Below are 21,066 nucleotides of genomic sequence, written 5' to 3'. Positions count from 1 at the left end.
GGCCAATGTGCTCCGCCTTTTCTTGTGGCTTATGGCTTGAAGCTTGCCGCTGCCCTTAGTGATGCTCGCGAGTAGCCCGGAATTTCACATCCGGCCAACGCTCTTCCATCAGCGACAGGTTGACCCGGGTCGGCGCCAGGTAGGTCAGGTGACCACCGCCGTCCACCGCAAGGTTTTCCAGGGCCTTGACCTTGAAATCCTCGAGCTTCTTCTTGTCATCGCAGGTGATCCAGCGTGCCGACCAGACGGTGATCGGCTCGTAGGCGCACTCGACCTTGTATTCCTCTTTCAGCCGGCTGGCGACCACATCGAACTGCAGCACACCAACGGCGCCGAGGATGATGTCGTTGCTGCGCTCCGGGAAAAACACCTGGGTCGCGCCCTCTTCCGCCAACTGCTGCAGGCCCTGGCGCAACTGCTTGGATTTCAGCGGGTCCTTCAGGCGCACACGGCGGAACAGCTCCGGAGCGAAGTGCGGGATACCGGTGAAGCCCAGGCTTTCGCCTTCGGTGAAGGTGTCACCGATCTGGATGGTGCCGTGGTTGTGCAGGCCGATGATGTCGCCGGCAAAGGCCTCTTCCAGTTGCTCACGCTCGGAGGAGAAGAAGGTCAGCGCATCACCGATGCGCAGGTCCTTGCCGGTGCGCACATGGCGCATCTTCATGCCTTTCTCGTACTTGCCCGAGCAGATGCGCATGAAGGCGATGCGGTCGCGGTGTTTCGGGTCCATGTTCGCCTGGATCTTGAACACGAAGCCGCTGAACTTCTCTTCCACCGGCTCCACGGTACGCTCGTGGGCAACCCGGGCCAGCGGGCGCGGGGCCCAGTCGACGACGGCGTCGAGCACATGGTCGACACCGAAGTTGCCCAGCGCGGTACCGAAGAACACCGGGGTCAGCTGACCGTTAATGAACTCGTCCTGGTTGAACTCATGGCAGGCGCCCTGAACCAGTTCCAGTTGCTCGATGAAACGCTCGTACTCGTCGCCCAGGTGCGCGCGGGCTTCGTCGGAGTCGAGTTTCTCGATGATCTTCACCTCGGTCCGCTCGTGGCCGTGGCCCGGGGTGTAGACGATGATGTAGTCACCGGACAGGTGGTAGACGCCCTTGAAATCCTTGTAGCAACCGATCGGCCAGGTGATCGGTGCGGCCTTGATCTTCAGGACCGCCTCGATCTCGTCGAGCAGCTCGATCGGGTCGCGGATATCGCGGTCGAGTTTGTTGATGAAGCTGACGATCGGCGTATCGCGCAGGCGGCAGACATCCATCAGGGCGATGGTCCGCGGCTCGACGCCCTTACCGCCGTCGAGCACCATCAGCGCCGAGTCCACGGCGGTCAGGGTGCGGTAGGTATCTTCGGAGAAGTCTTCGTGGCCCGGGGTGTCGAGCAGGTTGATCATATGCTCGCGATAGGGGAACTGCATCACCGAGGTGGTGATTGAGATACCGCGCTGCTTCTCCATTTCCATCCAGTCGGAGGTGGCATGGCGATCGGACTTGCGCGACTTCACCGTACCGGCAACGGCAATGGCCTTGCCCATCAGCAGGAGCTTCTCGGTGATGGTGGTCTTACCGGCGTCGGGGTGGGAAATGATTGCGAAAGTGCGGCGCTTCGCGACTTCGGCGGCCTGCTGGGTCATGGGAAATCGCCTGACTGGGGATTGAAAAAAGGGGCGATATCATACCTGAAGTCGGGCGGGGACCAAAATCGGCTCCCCTGATATGGATATTAAAGCGCGCAAATCTACTCGGCAGCCGACGGGCTGTCAGTGAAACCCTGTAGTTTTACCGGAGCGCGACCCGGCATGCAGGCGACCAGCTCCAACCGTCCTCCCAACGCCTCGACATAATCGCGCAGCGTCGAAATCAACATGTCGCTGCGGTTCTCCACTTTGGAGATATTGGCCTGACCCATTTCCAATCGCTCGGCAAGGCTTTCCTGGGTAACGTCCAACTGCCGACGCAAAGCCTGCAGGGTCAACTCCTCACGAATCAGCTCACGGGCTTGCTCCTCGACCCGTACCCTGCGCTCTGGAGAAAAGCTGTCCATCAAATCATCAAGTGTCATTGTCATTTCCCGGCACCTCCTGCCAGATACCTGTCAAACCGCTCATCCGCGCAAGCAATCAAGCCCTTGTAGAAACGCTCCTGATTGACGCCTGCCTTGTCACCTGCGACCAAAACCACGGCGCAGCGGGAGGGATCAAATGCGAACACCACGCGCCAGACGCAACCATTGGAAAAAAACCGCAGTTCCTTGAGGTTCTGATGGCGAGAGCCTCTCAAGGTATCCACTCTGGGGCGGCCCAACAGAGGACCGATTTCCCTCAACAGCATCAGATGCACCGCCAATTGCTCTTTGAACAATTGATCGGAACGCTGTACCTCTTCAGCGAACTCTGTACAAAACTTAACCGTCCACGGCATAAAATACCTCCGAAGGAATATTCCTTCAAGCGACTATTCGCAAGAAGTACGGAGGTAAATGCTGCCCCTCGCGACTAACGGCCCAACAGCAGGCAATTCAACGCCTCCCAGTAAGAATCACGCTCATTCCTCGTGCGAAATTTCGAACACCCGGGGGATTAGCGCTGGCCAAATGCCGCATCAGATGGGAACCTTTAAAGCGATGGAGGCGTCCATTCCCCTGCAATGACCGTTGGTCGGGGGTGGTTTCACCGGCAACACGAGCCTGACGGGGCTTCGCTCATGGCGCGCAGTTTTTGCCCGCCACTTTTCGCACACGGCTCGCCCGTCGCCTGGAATGGCGACCACACGGCAGCCGTGCGCCGACGATAAAAAAAGGAGTCCGCCTATGGCTGCACGCTATGGCAAGGGGCTGATGGGATGTGCCGCCGCGCTCGTCATCCTGGCCCTGCTGATCCACTGGATCGGCATCGATACGATCGCGCATTACCGCGCCGATCTCTGGTTCTACCTGCAGGCGCACCTGATGCTGGTGCTGCTGTCGATGGTGGCGGCGCTGGCCGTGGGCATCCCCGCCGGCATTGCCCTGAGTCGACCACACCGGGTCGACCGCGCCGAACGCTTCATGCAGGTTTTCAACATTGGCAACACCGTTCCTCCCCTCGCCGTCCTCGCCATCGCCCTGAGTATCCTCGGCATCGGCGCCGGCCCCGCGATCTTCGCGCTGTTCCTCGCCTCGCTGCTGCCCATCGTGCGCAACACCTACGAAGGCCTGAAAAACGTCCCCGCCTCGCTCAAGGAAGCCGCCACCGGCATCGGCATGACCCCGCGTCAGTCGCTGTTCAAGGTCGAGCTGCCCAACGCCGTGCCGATCATCGTCGGCGGTGTGCGGGTGGCCCTGGCGATCAACGTCGGCACCGCACCGCTGTCGTTCCTGATCGGCGCCAACAGCCTGGGCAGCCTGATCTTCCCCGGCATCGCCCTGAACAACCAGCCGCAACTGCTGCTGGGCGCGGCCTGTACCGCCCTGCTGGCCTTGCTGCTCGACGCGCTGGTCGCCCAGGGCAGCCGCCGCTGGCTGGAACGCGGCCTGACTCACTGACCGAGGGATCACCATGAAACGAATCGCCTTGCTCCTGGGCGCGGCCCTGCTGTTCGCGGGATTTGCCCAGGCTGCCGAAAAACCCCTGATCCGCATCGGCGCGCGGGTCTTCACCGAGCAGACCGTGCTCGCCGAAATCACCGCGCGCTACCTGCGCCAGCACGGCTTCGAGGTGCGCATCACCAGCGGCCTGGGCAGCAACCTGGCGCGTAGCGCCCAGGAAAGCGGCCAGCTGGACATGGTCTGGGAATACACCGGGGTGTCGCTGGTGTCCTACAACCATTTCGACGAACGTCTGCCCGACGCCGCCGCGACCTACACACGGGTCAAGGAACTGGACGCGAAGAAAGACCTGATCTGGCTGGCGCCCTCGCGCTTCAGCAACACCTACGCCCTGGCCCTGCCGCGTAACGTGGCCGAGGAGTACCCGCAGGTGCAGACCATCAGCCAGCTCAACCAGGTGCTGCGCGACGAAGCGGGCAAGACCCACGTCCTCGCCCTCGACACCGAGTTCGCCAACCGCCCGGACGGCCTCGCCGGCCTGACCGAAACCTACGACCTGCAGTTCACCCGCAAGGACATCCGCCAGATGGACGCCGGTCTGGTCTACACCGCGCTGCGCAACGGCCAGGTGTTCACCGGCCTGGTGTACACCACCGACGGCCGCCTCAGCGCCTTCGACCTGAAGCTGCTGGAAGACGACCGCCACTACTTCCCGGACTACACCGCGGCGCCGGTGGTACGCAAGGCTATCCTCGATGCCAACCCGGAACTGGCGACCCTGCTGAAACCGCTGGCCGAGCAACTGGACGACGAGACCATGCGCCAGCTCAACGCCAAGGTCGATGTCGAGCACCAGAGCCCGGGCAAGGTGGCCGAAGACTTCCTGCGTGAACACCCGCTGCAAGGAGGTGCGCAATGAGCCTGCTGGATACCTTCGCCCACCTCGACTGGGCGCAAGTGCTGCAACTGACCGGCCAGCACATCACCCTGGTCGGCATCGCCGTGACCCTGGCGATCCTCGTCGGCGTGCCGCTGGGCATCCTGATGACCCGCTTCCCGGCCCTCGCCGGCCCGCTCCAGGCCAGCGCCACGGTGCTGCTGACGGTGCCGTCGATCGCCCTGTTCGGCCTGCTCCTGCCGTTCTACTCGAAGTTCGGCCAAGGCCTCGGCCCGCTGCCGGCGATCACCGCGGTGTTCCTCTATTCCCTGTTGCCGATCATGCGCAACACCTACCTGGCCCTGACCAACGTCGAGCCGGGCATCCGTGAAGCCGCCCGCGGCATCGGCATGACCTTCGGCCAGCGCCTGCGCATGGTCGAACTGCCGATCGCCGTACCGGTGATCCTCGCCGGGGTGCGTACCGCCGTGGTGATGAACATCGGCGTGATGACCATCGCCGCCACCATCGGCGCCGGCGGTCTTGGCGTACTTATCCTGACCTCCATCAGCCGCAGCGACATGTCGATGCTGCTGGTCGGTGCCGTGCTGGTGAGCCTCCTGGCCATCGCCGCCGACCTGCTCCTGCAAGCCCTGCAACGCAAGCTGACTCCAGAAGGACTGCTCAAATGATCGAACTCCAGAACCTCTCGAAAACCTTCCAAAGCAACGGCAAGGAGGTCAAGGCGGTCGACTCGGTCAGCCTGACCGTCAACGAAGGCGAGATCTGCGTCTTCCTCGGCCCGTCCGGGTGCGGCAAGAGCACCACGCTGAAGATGATCAACCGCCTGATCGAGCCTACTTCGGGCAAGGTGCTGATCAATGGCGAGGACACCACCGACCTCGACGAAGTGACCCTGCGCCGGCGCATCGGCTACGTGATCCAGCAGATCGGCCTGTTCCCCAACATGACCATCGAGGAAAACATCACCGTGGTCCCGCGCCTGCTCGGCTGGGACAAGCAGAAATGCCACGAGCGCGCCCGCGAGCTGATGAGCATGATCCGCCTGGAGCCCAAGCAGTACCTGCAGCGTTATCCGCGGGAGCTGTCCGGCGGTCAGCAGCAACGCATCGGGGTGATCCGCGCACTGGCGGCGGAGGCGCCGCTGCTGTTGATGGACGAACCGTTCGGCGCGGTCGACCCGATCAACCGCGAGATGATCCAGAACGAATTCTTCGAGATGCAGCGGGCGCTGAACAAGACCGTGATCATGGTCAGCCATGACATCGACGAAGCGATCAAGCTGGGTGACAAGATCGCGATTTTCCGCGCGGGCAAGCTGATCCAGATCGATCACCCGGACACCTTGCTGGCGCATCCGGCGGATGAGTTCGTCAGCAACTTCGTCGGCCAGGACAGCACGCTCAAGCGCCTGCTGCTGGTGCGCGCAGAAGACGCGGCGGACAACGCGCCGTCGGCCAGCCCGGAGATGCCGGTGGCGGAGGCCCTGGAGCTGATGGACGAGCACGACCGCAAGTATGTGGTGGTGACCGATGGCGAGAATCGTGCGCTGGGTTATGTGCGACGTCGGGACCTGCACCGTCAGCAGGGTGTGTGTGCCGATTTCCTGCGGCAGTTCAATGCCACCGCTGCGCATGACGAGCACCTGCGCATCCTGTTGTCGCGGATGTATGAATTCAACCGGGCGTGGTTGCCGGTGCTGGATGCGGAGCAGGTGTTCCTTGGCGAGGTGACCCAGGAGTCGATTGCGGCCTACCTGAGTTCGGGACGCTCGCGTGGGGGCAAGACCAGTATCGTTTCCCCGGCTGAAACTGCTGTGTAACGGCTGATGGCCTCATCGCTGGCAAGCCAGCTCCCACAGGTATCGCGTGCACCGCTGAACCTGTGGGAGCTGGCTTGCCAGCGATAGGGCCCTCAAGAACACCCGAGAAATCAGAACCCTAGGCTGGCCTGCACATAGAACGTCCGCGGCTCACCCACATAGATCCCCGAGTTGTTGTCGCTGGAGCGCGTGTAGTACTGCTTGTCGAAGATGTTCTTCACCCCCGCCGCCAGCTTCAGGTTGGACAGCTCCTGGCCGAAGTCATAGCCGCCCCGCGCACTCCAGGTCACGTAGCCCGGGATATCGCCATACTGCCCATCGGCACTCGGCGCGGTGATGTAGTTGCCGGTGAAACTGCCGTCGGCATTCATCCCGGTCCCCGGCGCACGCTGCTTCGACTGGGCGAAGGCATCCAGATTCCAGGTCCAGCGGTCCACCTGGTAACGCAGCCCGGCATTGACCACCTGGCGCGAGTAGAACGGCAGGTCACGGCCCTTGAAGCCCGGGATCTCGCCTTCGTAGGTCGCACGGGTGTAGGTGAACCCGGCATTCGCACTCAAGCCGTCCAGCCGCGCATCCAGCCCGGCCAGGTCATACCGCACCGACGCCTCGATGCCCTGGTGCTTGGTCGCGCCCAGATTGGTCCAGCCCACATCGTTGCTGATGTATTGCAGCTCGTCGTCGAAGTCGATGTAGAACGCGGTCAGTTCGCCGCCCCAGTGCTCGCCGTTGTAGCGCGTGCCGATCTCGTAGGTCTTGGCCTTTTCCGGCTCCAGGCCGTTGGCGGTCGAGTCACCGACACCGCCCTGCCCCAGCTGGAAGTACTGCAGGCTGCCGAACGAGGTTTCATAGTTGGCAAACAGCTTCCACGCGTCAGAGACGTGGTACATCACGCTCAGCGCCGGCAGCGGTTCGTCGCTGCTGATGCTGCGGCTCTTGGCCTGGACCCGCACGCCGTTGGTACCGAGCACCGCGCGTTCGTGCCAGTCGGTATTGATGTGCTCGAAGCGCAGGCCCGGGGTGATGGTCCAGTTGCCGACGTCGATCTTGTCGTCGATGTAGTACGCGCTGGCCTCGGTGCCGCCGGTACGGTCCTGATAGACATGGCCGTCGGAAGTCGGGGTGACGGTCGGCACGTTGTTGATCAGCGCCAGGCGGCTGGCCTGCTCGTGCATCGCTTCCTTGAGGTAGCGGGCGCCGACGCTGACTTCCTGGGTCACATCACCGATGAAGAACTGCCGCGACAGCCGCGGTTCGATGGCAAAGGTGTGATAGCTGCGCGGGAAGGACGACAGGGTCTTCTGGTCGCGGGCGGCAATGGTGCTGCCACGGAAGCTGTCGGTGTAGTAGGTCTGCACCTCGAACTGGGTGACATCGTCGATCTGCCGCAGGTACTTCAGCGACACATCCTTGCGCCGGCCGCTGAAGTTGTCGTAGTCGCGGTCGGACTGGTACGGGTCGGCATCGTACTGGGCCTGGGTCAGGCCGCCGGGCATGTCGGCCGAGCCGTCGTAGTAGTGGAAGTTCAGCCACAGTTCGTCCTGGTCGGTCGGTGCCCAGTGGGTCTTGAACAGCACGTCGTCGATATCGTTGCCGTTGTTGCTGCGGCGGTAGCCGTTGCCATTGACCCCGGAGTACAGCAGCGCGGCGCCGATACCGTTGTCGGCGGTGCCACCGAGGAAGGCCGTGTCGATGTGCTTCCAGCCGCCGTAGCGAGAGGTTTCCAGGGTAGTGCCGATTTCCCCGGTGGCCTTTTCCGGGATCGCCCGGGTCACGAAGTTGATCACCCCGCCGACGTTCTGCGGCCCGTAGCGCACGGAGCCGGCACCACGAACCACGTCGATGCTGTCGAGGTTGCCGGAAGAGATCGGCGCCATCGACAGTTGCGGCTGGCCATAGGGCGCGAAGGCCGCCGGGATGCCGTCGATCAGCACCGTGGAGCGTGGCGACAGGCGCGAGGTCAGGCCGCGCACCCCGACGTTGAGCGACAGGTCGCTGCCGCCGGTACCATTGGAGTCCTGCACCTGCACGCCGGGAATGCCCTTGAGCACGTCGCGCACGTTCATCGCGCCCTGCTCGATCATCGCCTCGCGACGCACCACAGTGCGTGCGCCAGGATGGTTCTGCACCACCGCTTCCTGGGCATCACCGAGCCAGTCGCCGACCATGGAGATATCGGTCGGCGCCAGCTCCAGGGTTTCACCCGCCTGCGCGCCGGTCTGTGCCGCATGCAGGACCACGCTGCCCTGGGAAATCTCGTAGGTCAGCCCGCTGCCCTGCAGCAGGGCCCGCAGCGCCTGCTCCGGCGCCAGGTTGCCGGACACCGCCGGGGCCTGCTTGCCGGCCACCAGGTCAGGGCTGAAGAACAGTTGCAGCGAAGTCTGCTGACCCAACTGGTTCAGCGCGCTGGCCAGCGGCTGGGCCTGGATCTGGATGCTGGTCGGGGTCGAGTCGGCGTAGCTGTTGCCGATGCCGGCACTGACCGCCAGGGCCAGCGCCAGGGGCAGCCAGCGCGAACGGCCGGCGGAACGCGGAGCATGCTTGTTGTTGTTCACGTCTTCGGGACTTCCTGAGAATGAAAATGCTTGGCAGTTACAAGTCAGGCAGGAAGACGAACAACCGGGAAAATACCTGAATCTATTTTGAAATTATTTCCTGGGAGCCGTCGGCATGGGCCACCACGCTGACCGGCAGGATGCTCGGCAAGGCCCGCAGTAGAGCGTCCGTATCGTCGACGCGGAAGGTGCTGCTCAGGCGCAGCTTCGCCACTTTCGGTGCCACGTGCAGCGGATGCTGACGATAGCGCGAGACCTCTTCGGCCACCTGGGCCAGGGAGGCGTCGTTGAATACCAGCTTGCCGGAACGCCAGGCGGTCAGCGCGGCAGGGTCCACCTTGTACGCCGCGGCGACGTTGCCTTCTTCATCTATATGGGAACCGAGCCCGGCACTGAGCAGCGCCTGGGATTCGCGATGGCCCTGGACCCGGACCGAGCCCTGTTCCACCACCACCCGGGTCTGACCGGGGTCGCGGCGCACATCGAAGCGGGTGCCGGTGACGGTGACCGTGCCGTTGCCCGCATCCACCACGAATGGCCGCTCGCTGTCATGGGCGACACTGAACATCACCTCGCCCTGCTCCAGGCGGATATCCCGCTGACCGGCGCTGAAGCGCACTTCGAGGCGGGTACGACCGTTGATTTCCAGACGGGAGCCGTCCGGCAGCTCGACCTGGCGGTGTTCGCCAAGGCCGGTCTGCAACTGTTCATGATGGTTGAGCTTGCCGTCCTGCCAGGTGAACCAGCCGAGGCCGACGGCAGCAGCCATGACGCCCGCCGCCAAGGCCTGGCGAATGAAGCGACGACGGGGCAGGACGGCGACCTTGTCCTCGACACACAGGGCTTCAAGCCGCACACGCGGCAGCAGATCGCTGGCACGCCACAGGTCGGCCAGCAACGCGTATTCGTCACGATGGAGAGGATCCTGCGCGAGCCAGGCCTCGAAAGCCGCCTGCCGTTCAGCCGACAGCGGCCCGTCCTGAACACGGGCGAACCATTCGGCTGCCTGCTCGCGCGCGGCCTCCTGCGGGCCGGGACTTGCGTCCTGATTCATGAATACCTTCGCCTGACTCATCTGTTCGCCACATCCAGGTGCTCGCGCAGATGGCGAAGCGTGCGGATCATATACTTTTCCACCATGTTCCTGCTCAGGCCCATGCGCTCGGCGATCTCCGCCTGGGTCAGGCCCTCGAGTTTCTGCCAGACGAACACCTTGCGGCAGTTCAGCGGCAGCTCGGCCAGCGCCCGCTCGACGCTGTCGGCCAGTTGCAGGGCATTCATGAACGCCTCCGGGTCGTCGTCCAGCTGCGGGGCAAGCTCCAGGGCCTGCAATTCCAGGGACTGGCGGCGGTCTTCGCGGCGGTATCCGTCCACGGCGATATTGCGTGCAGTCTGGTGCAGGTAGGCGCGCGGCTGCGCCACCGCATCCTGCTGGGTTTCCAGGACGCGGACAAAGGCATCGTGCGCGAGATCCTCGGCCTGCTGGCGACTGCGCAGCTTGCGCGTCCAGGTGCCGATCAGCTCGTGGTAGTGGTCGAGGAAGCCTTTGTGTCGAGACACGATAGGAAGGTCGTCGTCAGGCAATGGAAAAGTGCGCGAATAGTAATATTTCTCGTTAAGCCGGGCAAATCCCTCCTTCAGGTGCCCGATCGAAGGTGCGCGAGGGTCGTCGACGCAAATTTTTTTCGCGCCGAACACTCACGAAACGAGTGGCCATAAATATGAACACCCAGCCCCCTCAAACAGCCATTCGAAGACACTCGACAAACGGTCATCCTTAATAAGTGAACAGCAACTTGAAGGGAAACGCGCCAATTGAAAGGCTGAGTGTCGAAGTTCTGGAAAAGTGAGCACTTCGCCAGCTATTCCACAATTTTTTACGCAAGGGCGATCTGACGGAACATATGGCTGTCACCTGAGTCGGTTATGAAAGGAACACGTCGACAACAGGCCGCCGAGGAGTACGAAAAGGCGACATTTTTAGTTGATCTTGAACCCCTCAGGTCCTAAAGTTCGCGCCGAACGTCCATGCTGGAAACGATCCATCCGGCTCAAGTACTGACGACGAGACAGCAAGGTCACCCGTAGCAGCAATGTATCGCGCGCGGTTGACCTTTTTGCTTTCGGCGACATGCCTTGGGAAGTAGGCGAACCAAAGTGGGGATACGGAGGGCGTTCAGTTGCAGCCACTTATTCATTCAGTTTGCCCATGGAGTTCCCAGGTATGTCGATTCAGGTCGAAGACTACTTTGCGCGTGAAACCTTCCAGAAAATGAAGGCGTTCGCCGACAAGCAAGAAACCCCGTTCGTACTCATCGACACCCAGATGATCAGCCAGGCCTACGACGACCTGCGCGCCGGTTTCGAGTTCGCCAAGGTCTACTACGCGGTCAAGGCCAACCCGGCGGTCGAGATCATCGACCTGCTGAAGGAAAAAGGCTCGAGCTTCGACATCGCCTCGATCTACGAGCTGGACAAGGTGATGAGCCGCGGCGTCAGCGCGGACCGCATCAGCTACGGCAACACCATCAAGAAATCCAAGGACATCCGCCACTTCTACGAGCAGGGCGTGCGCCTGTACGCGACCGACTCCGAAGCCGACCTGCGCAACATCGCCAAGGCCGCCCCGGGCTCGAAAGTCTACGTGCGTATCCTCACCGAAGGCTCGACCACTGCCGACTGGCCACTGTCGCGCAAATTCGGCTGCCAGACCGACATGGCCATGGACCTGCTGATCCTCGCCCGCGACCTGGGCCTGGTGCCTTACGGCATCTCCTTCCACGTCGGCTCGCAACAGCGTGACATCTCCGTGTGGGACGCCGCGATCGCCAAGGTCAAGGTGATCTTCGAGCGCCTGAAGGAAGAAGACGGCATCGAGCTCAAGCTGATCAACATGGGTGGCGGCTTCCCGGCCAACTACATCACCCGGACCAACAGCCTGGAAACCTACGCCGAAGAGATCATCCGCTTCCTGAAGGAAGACTTCGGCGACGATCTGCCGGAAATCATCCTCGAGCCGGGCCGTTCGCTGATCGCCAACGCCGGTATCCTGGTCAGCGAAGTGGTGCTGGTGGCGCGTAAATCCCGTACCGCCGTCGAGCGCTGGATCTACACCGACGTGGGCAAGTTCTCCGGCCTGATCGAAACCATGGACGAATCCATCAAGTTCCCGATCTGGACCGAGAAGAAAGGCGAGACCGAGGAAGTGGTGATCGCCGGCCCGACCTGCGACAGCGCCGACATCATGTACGAGCAGTACAAGTACGGCCTGCCGCTGAACCTGGCGATCGGTGACCGCCTGTACTGGCTGTCGACCGGTGCCTACACCACCAGCTACAGCGCGGTGGAATTCAACGGCTTCCCGCCGCTGAAGGCCTACTACCTGTAAATGAAAAAAGGGGCTGAGTGATCAGCCCCTTTTTTTTGTATCGCTCTTTCGGGCCTCATCGCTGGCAAGCCAGCTCCCACAGGTTCAGCGGTGCACGCGATCCCTGTGGGAGCTGGCTTGCCAGCGATGAGGCCCTCAAGGCCACTACACAAGCTCAGCCAGACGCTTCTTGTAAGCCCCCGCCATCGCCCGAATCTCCGGCTCAGCCGCCTGCTCCAGCGCCGGTCCGGCCACCCGCAGGAAATTGGCATTGCCGCCTTCCAGCGCCACCTGCAGCCACCTCAGCGCCCCCTCCAGCTCACCCTGCGCCGCCAACACCGCCGCATGACTGAACTGCCCACGGAAATCCCCGGCCTCCGCCGAACGCCGATACCAGTCCTGCGCTGCCGGCACATTCACCTGGCAATGCAAGCCCTCCTCCAGGTACCGCCCCAGCAGGTTCATCGACTTCGCATGCCCCATTTGCGCCGCGCGCCGGTAGCAGGCCAGCGCCAGCTCATGGTCCAGCTCCACGCCACGCCCGGTCGCCAGCAGGTTGGCCAGGTTGTAGATCCCCCAGTCCAGTCCGCCATTGGCCGCATGCCGGTAATGCAACGCCGCCTTGGGCACATCCGCCTCGCCGCCCCAGCCATGCTCCAGGCAACGCCCGAGCATGTTGTGAGCCATGGCGCTGCCCTGCTGCGCGGCAATCCCGAACCAGGTCCGCGCCAGCGCCGGGTCCCTCTCGATCCCGCGCCCGTCGAGGAGGATCTGCCCCAGCAGCGCCTGGGCCTCGACCACGCCCTTGCCCGCCGCCATCAACAGGGCCTGGGCCGCCTTGGCCGGGCTCTGTTCGAGCATCTGGCCGAATTCGTCCGAGCCCACCACTTCCTCACGCCGTAACTGGAACGCCATGCCTCAGACCTCCACCCAGCGCCGCAGCAGGTTGTGATAGGTGCCGGTGAGTTGTAGCAGCGACGGGTGATCCGGCACATCGGCGGTGAGTTGCTGGATGGCGCTGTCCATCTCGAACAGCAGCGCGCGCTGGCTGTCCTCGCGCACCAGGCTCTGGGTCCAGAAGAACGCCGCATAGCGAGCGCCACGGGTCACCGGGTTGACCCGATGCAGGCTGGTGCCCGGATACAGGACCATGTCCCCCGCCGCCAGCTTGACCCGTTGCATGCCGTAGGTGTCCTGGATCTCCAGTTCACCGCCGTCGTAGTCCTCCGGATCGCTGAAGAACAGGGTCGACGACAGGTCGGTACGCACCCGCTCCACACTGCCCTTGGGCTGGCGCACCGCGTTGTCGATATGGAAACCGAAGTTGCCGCCTTCGCGGTAGCAGTTGATCAGCGGCGGGAACACCTTGTGCGGCAGCGCCGCCGACATGAAGCGCGGGTTGCTCCACAGGCGCTCGATCATCGCCGCGCCGATTTCCTTGGCCAGCGGATGACCCTCGGGCAACTGCAGGTTGTGCTTGGCCTTGGCCGATTGATAGCCCGCGGTGATCTTGCCGTCGGCCCAGTCGGTAGCCTCCAGTGCCTCGCGAATGCGCAGCACTTCCTCACGGTTGAACAGGCCGGGAATGTGTAAAAGCATGGCGATCTGGCACCTGAGCGGAAAAAGTTGTCAATGGTATTGATTCTTATCCGTAGGTCACAAGCCCCAACCGAGGGGCGGCCATTGATCCTTGGCAAAATTTCGTGAAGAAAGGTGTAAAGAATGTAAATGCAAGCCTTTCTCAATTGTGAGTGCCAATCACTTGCTCTTATATTCCGCCCCCTCGAAACCTTGGGAGGGGGTCCACCTGATGTCGCGTCAATTCGTTCCAGCCACTGTCAGCTCACCGCGCTTGCTCGCATCCGCCATCGGTGTCGCCATCACCGCCATGTCCGCCGCGCACATGGCCTATGCCGACGAGCCAGTACCTGCCAAGCCGGCTGGTCCGTTGACCCTCGATGCCACCAGCATCAATGCCCAGGCCGCCGAGCAGGCCAGCACCGACTACAAGGTCGAGCGCGCCTCGTCGCAGAAATACACCGCGCCGCTGGTCGATACTCCGCGTTCGGTCACCGTGGTCCCGCAACAGGTCCTCAAGGACACCAATGCCCTGACCCTGCAGGACGCCCTGCGTACCGTACCGGGCATCACCTTCGGTGCCGGTGAAGGCGGCAACCCGCAAGGCGACCGTCCGTTCATCCGCGGCTTTGACTCGCAGAACGACACCTACATCGATGGCGTGCGCGACACCGGCGCACAGAGCCGCGAGCTGTTCGCCGTGGAATCCATCGAAGTCAGCAAGGGGCCGAACTCCGCAGTCGGCGGCCGTGGCGCCGCAGGTGGCAGCATCAACCTGGTGAGCAAGAAAGCCCATCTGGGCAACTCCTTCGACGGCGGCTTCACCTGGGGCTCCGACCAGACCCAGCGCTATACCCTCGACGGCAACTATCAGTTCACCGACACCATTGCCGGTCGCCTGAACCTGATGAGCCACGAAAGCAACGTCGCCGGCCGCGACAAGGTCAACTACGACCGTTGGGGCATCGCCCCGTCCCTGGCCTTCGGCCTGGGCACCGACACCCGGGTCAACCTCGACTGGTACCACGTCGAAAGCGACGACCTGCCGGATTCCGGCGTGCCCTACACCTACTCCGGCACCAACCGCACCTCGGCCAACCCGGACAAGCCTTATTCCGGCGGCGACCACAGCAACTTCTACGGCCTGACCGACCGCGACTTCCGCAAGTCGCGCACCGATATCGCCACCATTGCCATCGAGCACGACCTGACCGACGCGCTGACCATCAAGAACACCCTGCGCCACGGCAACTCGATGCAGGACTACATCCTGACCCAGCCCGACGACTCCAAGGGCAACGTCAACAACGGCAGCGTCTGGCGCCGGGCCAACACCCGGGTGGGCAACACCGCCACCACCACCAACCAGACCGACCTGTTCGGCGACATCTATATCGCCGGCTTCAAGAACAGCTTCTCCACCGGTATCGAGTTGAGCCGTGAAGAGAGCGAGCGTTCGACCTACGACGTCAACACCGACACTACCCCAGCGACCCCGATCACGCCGACCGTGCCGTCCAGCACCAACTGCACCCCGGCCATGATCGTCTCCAGCGGCTACAACTGCACCTCGCTGAGCAACCCGAACCCGGACGATCCGTGGAACGGCTCGATCTCGCGCAACTACGCCGGCACCACCACCAAGGGCAAGACCCGCGCGATCTACGTCTTCGACACCCTTGAGCTGACCCCGCAATGGCTGGTCAACATGGGCCTGCGTTACGACCATTTCGATACCGAATACCGCACCTACGGCGCCAACGGTGCCACCACCGTCAGCAAGACCGGCGTGCGCGCCGAGGGCAAGGACACCAGCGAGTTCGTTACTGGCCAGCTGGGCCTGGTGTGGAAACCAGCCGACAACGGCAGCGTCTATGTTTCCTACGCCACCGCAGCGACCCCACCGGGCGCAATGCTGGGTGAAGGCATGGAAGGCAACGTCCTGCCCAATAGCACCGACCGTAACGGCGTCCTGCTCGGCAGCGACATGGAGCCGGAAGAAACCACCAACTACGAAATCGGCACCAAGTGGGACCTGCTGGACAGCCGCCTGTCCCTGACCGGCGCGATCTTCCGCACCGAGAAGGACAACGCCCGCGTCCAGGTCAACACCAACACCTACGAGAACGTCGGTACCACCCGCGTTGACGGTATCGAGCTGTCGGCCAGCGGCAAGATCACCGAGAAATGGCAGGTCTTCGCCGGCTACGCCTACATGGAAGGTCGGCAGATCGACGGCGGCCCGCTGGGCAAGGCCAACGACGGCAACCAGTTGCCGAACCTGCCGAACAACTCGGCCAGCCTGTGGACCACCTACCAGATCACGCCGAAGTTCACCATCGGTGGCGGCGCCTTCTACACCGACGAAGTGTTCGGCAGCGTGGCCAACACCACCAAGGTCGACAGCTACGTGCGCTATGACGCCATGGCCGCCTACAAGCTGACCAAGAACGTCGACCTGCAACTGAACGTGCAGAACCTGACCAATGAGGTCTACTACGACAAGGCGTTCTCCACCCACTTCGCCAACCAGGCGGCGGGCCGTACCGCCCTGCTGACCACCAGCGTCCACTTCTAAGGTCGCTGTTTTCACCCCGCCCCGCTCATTCAGATGAGCGGGGCTTTTGTGTATCAAGGCATAATGCGCGACTAATTCGCATTCCCAGAAACATTCCAGGTGGTCGATGTGTTGAAAAAGACGCTGTTCCAACTGCACTGGTTCTTCGGCATCACGGCCGGGCTGGTGCTCGCGCTGATGGGCATCACCGGCGCAGCGTACTCGTTCCAGGATGAAATCCTCCGGGCCATGAACCCGCAGGTGCTCAAGGTCCAGGTCCGCGAAGGCGGCGTGCTGGCGCCGGCCGAGCTGGTGCGGCGGGTCGAGGAGACCGAGGGCAAGAAGGTCTCGATGATCTGGGTCGATACCAAAAGCGATGCCGCAGCGCGGATCTTCTTCATGCCACCGCCGGGGGAACGCCGTGGCCAGCTGCGCTATGTCGACCCTTACACCGGCGCCTTCCAGGGCGATGTGGTGGGCCAGGACTTCTTCAACCTGATGCTCAACCTGCACCGCTTCCTGACCATCGGCGACACCGGCCGGCAGATCACCGGCGCCTGCACCCTGATCCTGGTGTTCTTCTGCCTCTCCGGCCTGTATCTGCGCTGGCCGCGCCAGGCGCTGAACTGGCGCACCTGGCTGACCCTCGACTGGGCGAAGAAAGGCCGTGCGTTCAACTGGGACCTGCATGCGGTGTTCGGCACCTGGTGCCTGCTGTTCTATCTCCTGTTTGCCCTGACTGGCCTGTTCTGGTCCTACGAGTGGTACCGCGAAGGGTTGAACAAACTGCTCGCGGATAAACCACCGGCCGGCCAGCAACAGCAGAAACGCGGCGAAGGGCGCGGTGGTCACGGCGGCCCGCCCAAGCCGGATGCCAACGCACCGGCGCTGGTGGTGGACTACGACGCCATCTGGGCCAGCCTGCAAAAGGCCGCCGGCCCCGGCATGACCGCCTACAACCTGCGCCTGCCGCCGGTAGGCGGGCAGCCGGCGATGATCTTCTATCTACTGGACGATGCCGCCCACGAACGCGCCATCAACAGCCTGACGATCGACCCGGCCACCGGCGAGGTGAAGCGCCAGGAGATCTACCACGACAAGTCGTTCAAGGCGCAACTGCTGACCAGCGTCTATGCCCTGCACGTGGGCAGCTACTGGGGCCTGCCGGGGCGGATCATCGTGACCCTGGCCAGCGTGACCATGCCGCTGTTCTTCGTCACCGGCTGGCTGCTGTACCTCGATCGCCGACGCAAGAAGCGCCAGATCCGCGCCGCTCGCGGAGGCATGACCCAGGATGACGGCCAGGGCGACAGCTGGCTGGTGGGCTTTGCCAGCCAGAGCGGTTTCGCCGAGCAACTGGCCTGGCAGAGTGCCGGGCAGTTGCAAGCGGCCGGTTTGCCGGTGCGGGTGCAATCGCTGGCTTCGTTGAGCGAAGCGGACCTGCGCCAGGCCGGGCGCGCGCTGTTCGTGGTCAGTACCTTCGGCGACGGCGAAGCGCCGGACAGCGCCCGTGGCTTCGAGCGCAAGGTGCTGGGCCAGGCGCTGGCGCTGGAAGGCCTGAACTATTCGCTGCTGGCCCTCGGCGACCGGCAGTACCCGCACTTCTGCGGCTTCGCCCGGCGCCTGCATGCCTGGCTGGGTGAACGTGGTGCCCATGCCCGCTTCGCCCCGGTGGAAGTGGACAGCGCCGACCCGCTGGCCCTGCAACGCTGGCAGCAGCAACTGGCGGAACTGAGCGGCAGCGCCGTGATGCCGGCCTGGCAGGCGCCGGAATTTGCGCCCTGGACCTTGAACCGTCGCGAACTGCTCAACCCTGGCAGCCAGGGCTTGCCGGTGTTCCTGCTGGGTCTGACTCCGCCGACGCCTTCGCAATGGGAAGCGGGCGATCTGGTGGAAATCATGCCGCGTCAGGCACCGGCTAGCGTGGAGCGTTTCCTTCAGGGCCTCGGGCTGGACGGCAACACCCAGGTGCAACTGGCTGGCCTGAACGAATCACTGTCCGCCGCCCTCGCCGGCCGGCAACTGCCGGTCAGCCGCGAGCACCTGGTCGGGCTGCATGCTCAGGCGCTGGTGGATGCGCTGATTCCGATCGATGCGCGGGAGTATTCCATCGCGTCGATTGCGGCGGATGGTGTGCTGGAGCTGATCGTGCGTCAGGAGCGGCATGCCGATGGCAGTCTTGGGCTGGGTTCCGGATGGCTGACCGAGCATATGGCGCCAGGCAGCACTGTCAGCCTGCGCCTGCGCCGTAACAGCGGTTTCCACCTGCCAGCGGAGGCTGCACCGATGATCCTGATCGGCAACGGCACCGGGCTGGCGGGGTTGCGCAGCTTGCTCAAGGCGCGGATCGCGGCGGGTGAGCAGCGTAACTGGCTGTTGTTCGGCGAGCGCAATGAAGCCCATGACTTCCACTGCCGGGATGAACTGCAAGGCTGGCTGGCCAGTGGCGACCTGGCACGGCTGGACCTGGCGTTTTCGCGGGACCAGGCGGAGAAGGTGTATGTGCAGGACCTGTTGCTGCAGCGCGGCGAGGAGGTGAAGCGCTGGCTGGAGGATGGGGCGGCGATCTATATCTGCGGTAGCTTGCAGGGGATGGCGGGCGAGGTGGATGCGGCGCTCAACGGGTTGCTCGGTGAGGCTGCTGTGGAAGAGTTAATCGAGCTGGGGCGGTATCGCCGGGACGTCTACTGAGTATTTGAGGGCCTCTTCGCTGGCAAGCCAGCTCCCACAGGGATCGCGTGCACCGCTGAACCTGTGGGAGCTGGCTTGCCAGCGATAGGGCCCTCAAGAACTCAGTGAAGCTCGAAGGTATCGGCATCCAGGTTCGCCGGGAACCGCGTCCGGTAAGCCGCGAGATCCGCCGAACTCAGCTCGACGGTAAACACCCCATCCGCCTCCCCCGCGCTCAGCAGGCTTTCACCCTGGAAGTCCAGGACCTGGCTGTCGCCGGTATAGGCAAAGCCCTTGCCATCCGTCCCCACCCGGTTCACCGCCGCCACATAGCACAGGTTCTCGATGCCCCGTGCCGGCAGCAGCCGGTTCCAGTGCTGGCGCCGCGCCGCCGGCCAGTTGGCGGTGTACAGCAGCAGATCGGTGTCCTGGGCATCCCGGCTCCACACCGGGAAACGCAGGTCGTAGCAGATCAGCGGGCGAATCCGCCAGCCCTTGAGCTCGAACTGCACCTGGCGCTCGCCGGGGGTGTAGTGCTTGTGCTCACCGGCCATGCGGAACAGATGACGCTTGTCGTAATGCAGGATCTCGCCATCCGGCCGCGCCCAGAGCAGGCGGTTGCGGTGGCTGCCATCGGCAGCCTGGATGATCACGCTGCCGGTGATCACTGCATCGATGCGCTTGGCCTGGGCCTTGAGCCAGGCATACGTTGGGCCGTTCTCCGGCTCGGCAAGACGCTCGGACTCCATGGAGAAGCCGGTGGTGAACATCTCCGGCAGGATCACCAGGTCAGCGCCCTTGGCCTGGTCCAGCAAGGCCTCGAAGTGCTCGTAGTTGCCCTGGCGGTCCTGCCAGACCAGGCTGGTCTGGACCAGGGCAATGCTCAGGTTGGGCAGGTTGCTCAGATCGCGCATAGTTTTTCCGCTGCCTCGCGCAGCGTCTCCTCGCGTTTGGCGAAACACAGGCGCACCAGGCGCTGCTCGGGAATGGGTTGCTGGTAGAACACCGACACCGGAATGGTCGCCACGCCATGCTCGCGGGTCAGCCACAGGGCCATGTCGACATCGTTCAGGTCAGGCCGAATGGCCGAGTAATCCACCAACTGGAAATAGGTGCCCGCCGACCGGGTGAAGCTGAAACGCGACGGTTCGAGCAGGTCGCAGAACAGGTCGCGCTTGGCCTGGTAGAAGGCCGGCAATTCGTCGATATGCTCGGGATGCTCGGCCATGAAGTCGGCCAGGGCCCATTGCAGCGGTGTCACGCCGCAGAAGTTGACGTACTGGTGGACCTTGCGCAGTTCGGCACTCAGTGCCGGCGGTGCAATTACATAACCGGTCTTCCAGCCGGTGACGTGGTAGGTCTTGCCGAACGAACTGACCACGAAGGCGCGCTGGTACAGGGCTTCATGGCTCAGCACGCTGGCATGGGCGACGCCGTCGAACACCAGGTGCTCGTAGACTTCGTCGCTGATCAGGTAGATATCGCGGTCGGCGATCAGGGCCGCCAACTGGTCGAGGTCGGCCCGGGTGATCAGCGCGCCGCTGGGGTTGTGCGGCGAGTTGATGATGACCATGCGGGTTTTCGGGCTCAGGGCATCGCTGAATGTTTGCCAGTCGATGCTGAAGTCCACCGGGTCCAGCTGCACATGCACGCAACGGCCACCGGCCAGCTCCACCGAGGGCTCGTAGCTGTCGTAACTGGGGTCGAAGACGATGACTTCATCACCACTGCGAATCACCGCCTGAATGGCGCAGAAGATCCCTTCGGTGGCACCGGGCACGATGGTCACTTCATGGTCGGCATCGACGCTGACGCCATAGTGCCGGGCGATCTTCGCCGCCACCTGCTGGCGCAACGCGGGCAAGCCGGTCATCGGCGAATACTGGTTATGCCCGGCGCTGACATGCCGGCCCACCGCATCGAGCAGGGCCTGCGGGCCATTGAAGTCGGGGAAACCCTGGGACAGGTTCAACGCACCGGTTTGCACGGCGAGCTGGGACATGGTGGTGAAGATGGTCGTGCCGACATTCGGCAGCTTGCTGCTGATCATGAAGCCCTCTTTCCTGCGGACCCGGCCCGGGGGCGGTA

The 21,066-nt window shown here is 63.4% G+C and carries 17 protein-coding genes; 7 read left to right on the top strand and 10 right to left on the bottom strand.

What is annotated here, in order from left to right:
* Positions 1 to 55: 55 nt before the first annotated feature.
* The 3 genes from AC2CQI_RS25400 to AC2CQI_RS25390 form a co-directional block, all read right to left on the bottom strand.
* Positions 56 to 1,639: a peptide chain release factor 3 gene (locus AC2CQI_RS25400; protein WP_075806577.1), complete on the bottom strand. Its 1,584-nt coding sequence runs from the start codon at positions 1,637 to 1,639 to the stop codon at positions 56 to 58.
* Positions 1,640 to 1,743: 104 nt separating this feature from the next.
* Complete coding sequence (locus AC2CQI_RS25395; RefSeq protein ID WP_075806576.1) at positions 1,744 to 2,073, bottom strand: helix-turn-helix domain-containing protein; 330 nt, start codon at positions 2,071 to 2,073, stop codon at positions 1,744 to 1,746.
* A complete protein-coding gene (locus AC2CQI_RS25390; RefSeq protein ID WP_484578255.1) occupies positions 2,070 to 2,426 on the bottom strand; it encodes a type II toxin-antitoxin system RelE/ParE family toxin in 357 nt (118 codons plus the stop codon). Before AC2CQI_RS25390 ends, AC2CQI_RS25395 begins: the two co-directional genes overlap by 4 nt.
* A 388-nt stretch (positions 2,427 to 2,814) precedes the next feature.
* Here AC2CQI_RS25390 and AC2CQI_RS25385 point away from each other — a divergent pair, with 388 nt between their 5' ends.
* The 4 genes from AC2CQI_RS25385 to AC2CQI_RS25370 are packed head-to-tail and all read left to right on the top strand — an operon-like array spanning position 2,815 to position 6,251.
* Entirely contained in the window at positions 2,815 to 3,528 is a 714-nt protein-coding gene (locus AC2CQI_RS25385) for an ABC transporter permease (protein ID WP_075806574.1), read from the top strand.
* A 13-nt stretch (positions 3,529 to 3,541) separates the two neighbouring features.
* A complete protein-coding gene (locus AC2CQI_RS25380; protein ID WP_484578254.1) occupies positions 3,542 to 4,450 on the top strand; it encodes a glycine betaine ABC transporter substrate-binding protein in 909 nt (302 codons plus the stop codon).
* Entirely contained in the window at positions 4,447 to 5,100 is a 654-nt protein-coding gene (locus AC2CQI_RS25375; protein WP_075806572.1) for an ABC transporter permease, read from the top strand. Before AC2CQI_RS25380 ends, AC2CQI_RS25375 begins: the two co-directional genes overlap by 4 nt.
* Entirely contained in the window at positions 5,097 to 6,251 is a 1,155-nt protein-coding gene (locus tag AC2CQI_RS25370; RefSeq protein ID WP_484578253.1) for an osmoprotectant ABC transporter ATP-binding protein OsmV, read from the top strand. The genes AC2CQI_RS25375 and AC2CQI_RS25370 overlap by 4 nt, the downstream gene beginning before the upstream one ends.
* A 110-nt stretch (positions 6,252 to 6,361) precedes the next feature.
* Here the strand turns inward: AC2CQI_RS25370 and AC2CQI_RS25365 are convergent, their stop codons facing one another.
* The 3 genes from AC2CQI_RS25365 to AC2CQI_RS25355 form a co-directional block, all read right to left on the bottom strand.
* Complete coding sequence (locus AC2CQI_RS25365; protein ID WP_075806570.1) at positions 6,362 to 8,806, bottom strand: TonB-dependent siderophore receptor; 2,445 nt, start codon at positions 8,804 to 8,806, stop codon at positions 6,362 to 6,364.
* A gap of 82 nt (positions 8,807 to 8,888) precedes the next feature.
* Positions 8,889 to 9,860, bottom strand: coding sequence for a FecR family protein (locus AC2CQI_RS25360; RefSeq protein ID WP_484578252.1), 972 nt, complete (start codon positions 9,858 to 9,860; stop codon positions 8,889 to 8,891).
* Between the two features lie 17 nt (positions 9,861 to 9,877).
* Positions 9,878 to 10,366, bottom strand: a complete 489-nt coding sequence (locus AC2CQI_RS25355; protein WP_075806719.1) for a sigma-70 family RNA polymerase sigma factor — start codon at positions 10,364 to 10,366, stop codon at positions 9,878 to 9,880.
* A 664-nt stretch (positions 10,367 to 11,030) separates the two neighbouring features.
* Between AC2CQI_RS25355 and AC2CQI_RS25350 the strand changes: the two genes are divergently transcribed.
* The gene (locus AC2CQI_RS25350; RefSeq protein ID WP_484578251.1) at positions 11,031 to 12,194 is read left to right on the top strand and encodes a type III PLP-dependent enzyme; all 1,164 of its coding nucleotides are present in this window, start codon (positions 11,031 to 11,033) and stop codon (positions 12,192 to 12,194) included.
* Positions 12,195 to 12,338: 144 nt separating this feature from the next.
* On the opposite strand, the gene AC2CQI_RS25345 is transcribed toward AC2CQI_RS25350, so the two are convergent.
* Positions 12,339 to 13,088: a tetratricopeptide repeat protein gene (locus AC2CQI_RS25345; RefSeq protein WP_075806568.1), complete on the bottom strand. Its 750-nt coding sequence runs from the start codon at positions 13,086 to 13,088 to the stop codon at positions 12,339 to 12,341.
* Between the two features lie 3 nt (positions 13,089 to 13,091).
* Complete coding sequence (locus AC2CQI_RS25340) at positions 13,092 to 13,772, bottom strand: Fe2+-dependent dioxygenase (protein ID WP_484578250.1); 681 nt, start codon at positions 13,770 to 13,772, stop codon at positions 13,092 to 13,094.
* A gap of 211 nt (positions 13,773 to 13,983) precedes the next feature.
* Between AC2CQI_RS25340 and AC2CQI_RS25335 the strand changes: the two genes are divergently transcribed.
* Entirely contained in the window at positions 13,984 to 16,329 is a 2,346-nt protein-coding gene (locus tag AC2CQI_RS25335) for a TonB-dependent receptor (protein WP_484578249.1), read from the top strand.
* 108 nt (positions 16,330 to 16,437) lie between these two features.
* Complete coding sequence (locus tag AC2CQI_RS25330) at positions 16,438 to 18,999, top strand: PepSY domain-containing protein (RefSeq protein ID WP_484578248.1); 2,562 nt, start codon at positions 16,438 to 16,440, stop codon at positions 18,997 to 18,999.
* Positions 19,000 to 19,100: 101 nt separating this feature from the next.
* On the opposite strand, the gene AC2CQI_RS25325 is transcribed toward AC2CQI_RS25330, so the two are convergent.
* Positions 19,101 to 19,892: an amidohydrolase gene (locus AC2CQI_RS25325; RefSeq protein ID WP_484578247.1), complete on the bottom strand. Its 792-nt coding sequence runs from the start codon at positions 19,890 to 19,892 to the stop codon at positions 19,101 to 19,103.
* Positions 19,880 to 21,028 (bottom strand): pyridoxal phosphate-dependent aminotransferase, encoded by a 1,149-nt coding sequence (locus AC2CQI_RS25320; RefSeq protein ID WP_075806564.1) that lies wholly within the window; start codon positions 21,026 to 21,028, stop codon positions 19,880 to 19,882. The genes AC2CQI_RS25325 and AC2CQI_RS25320 overlap by 13 nt, the downstream gene beginning before the upstream one ends.
* Positions 21,029 to 21,066: the final 38 nt, after the last annotated feature.

The organism is Pseudomonas sp. P2S-1, from assembly GCF_057197725.1.
Note: the sequence above shows the minus strand (reverse complement) of the source record. Positions and strands in the feature narration are given on the sequence as shown.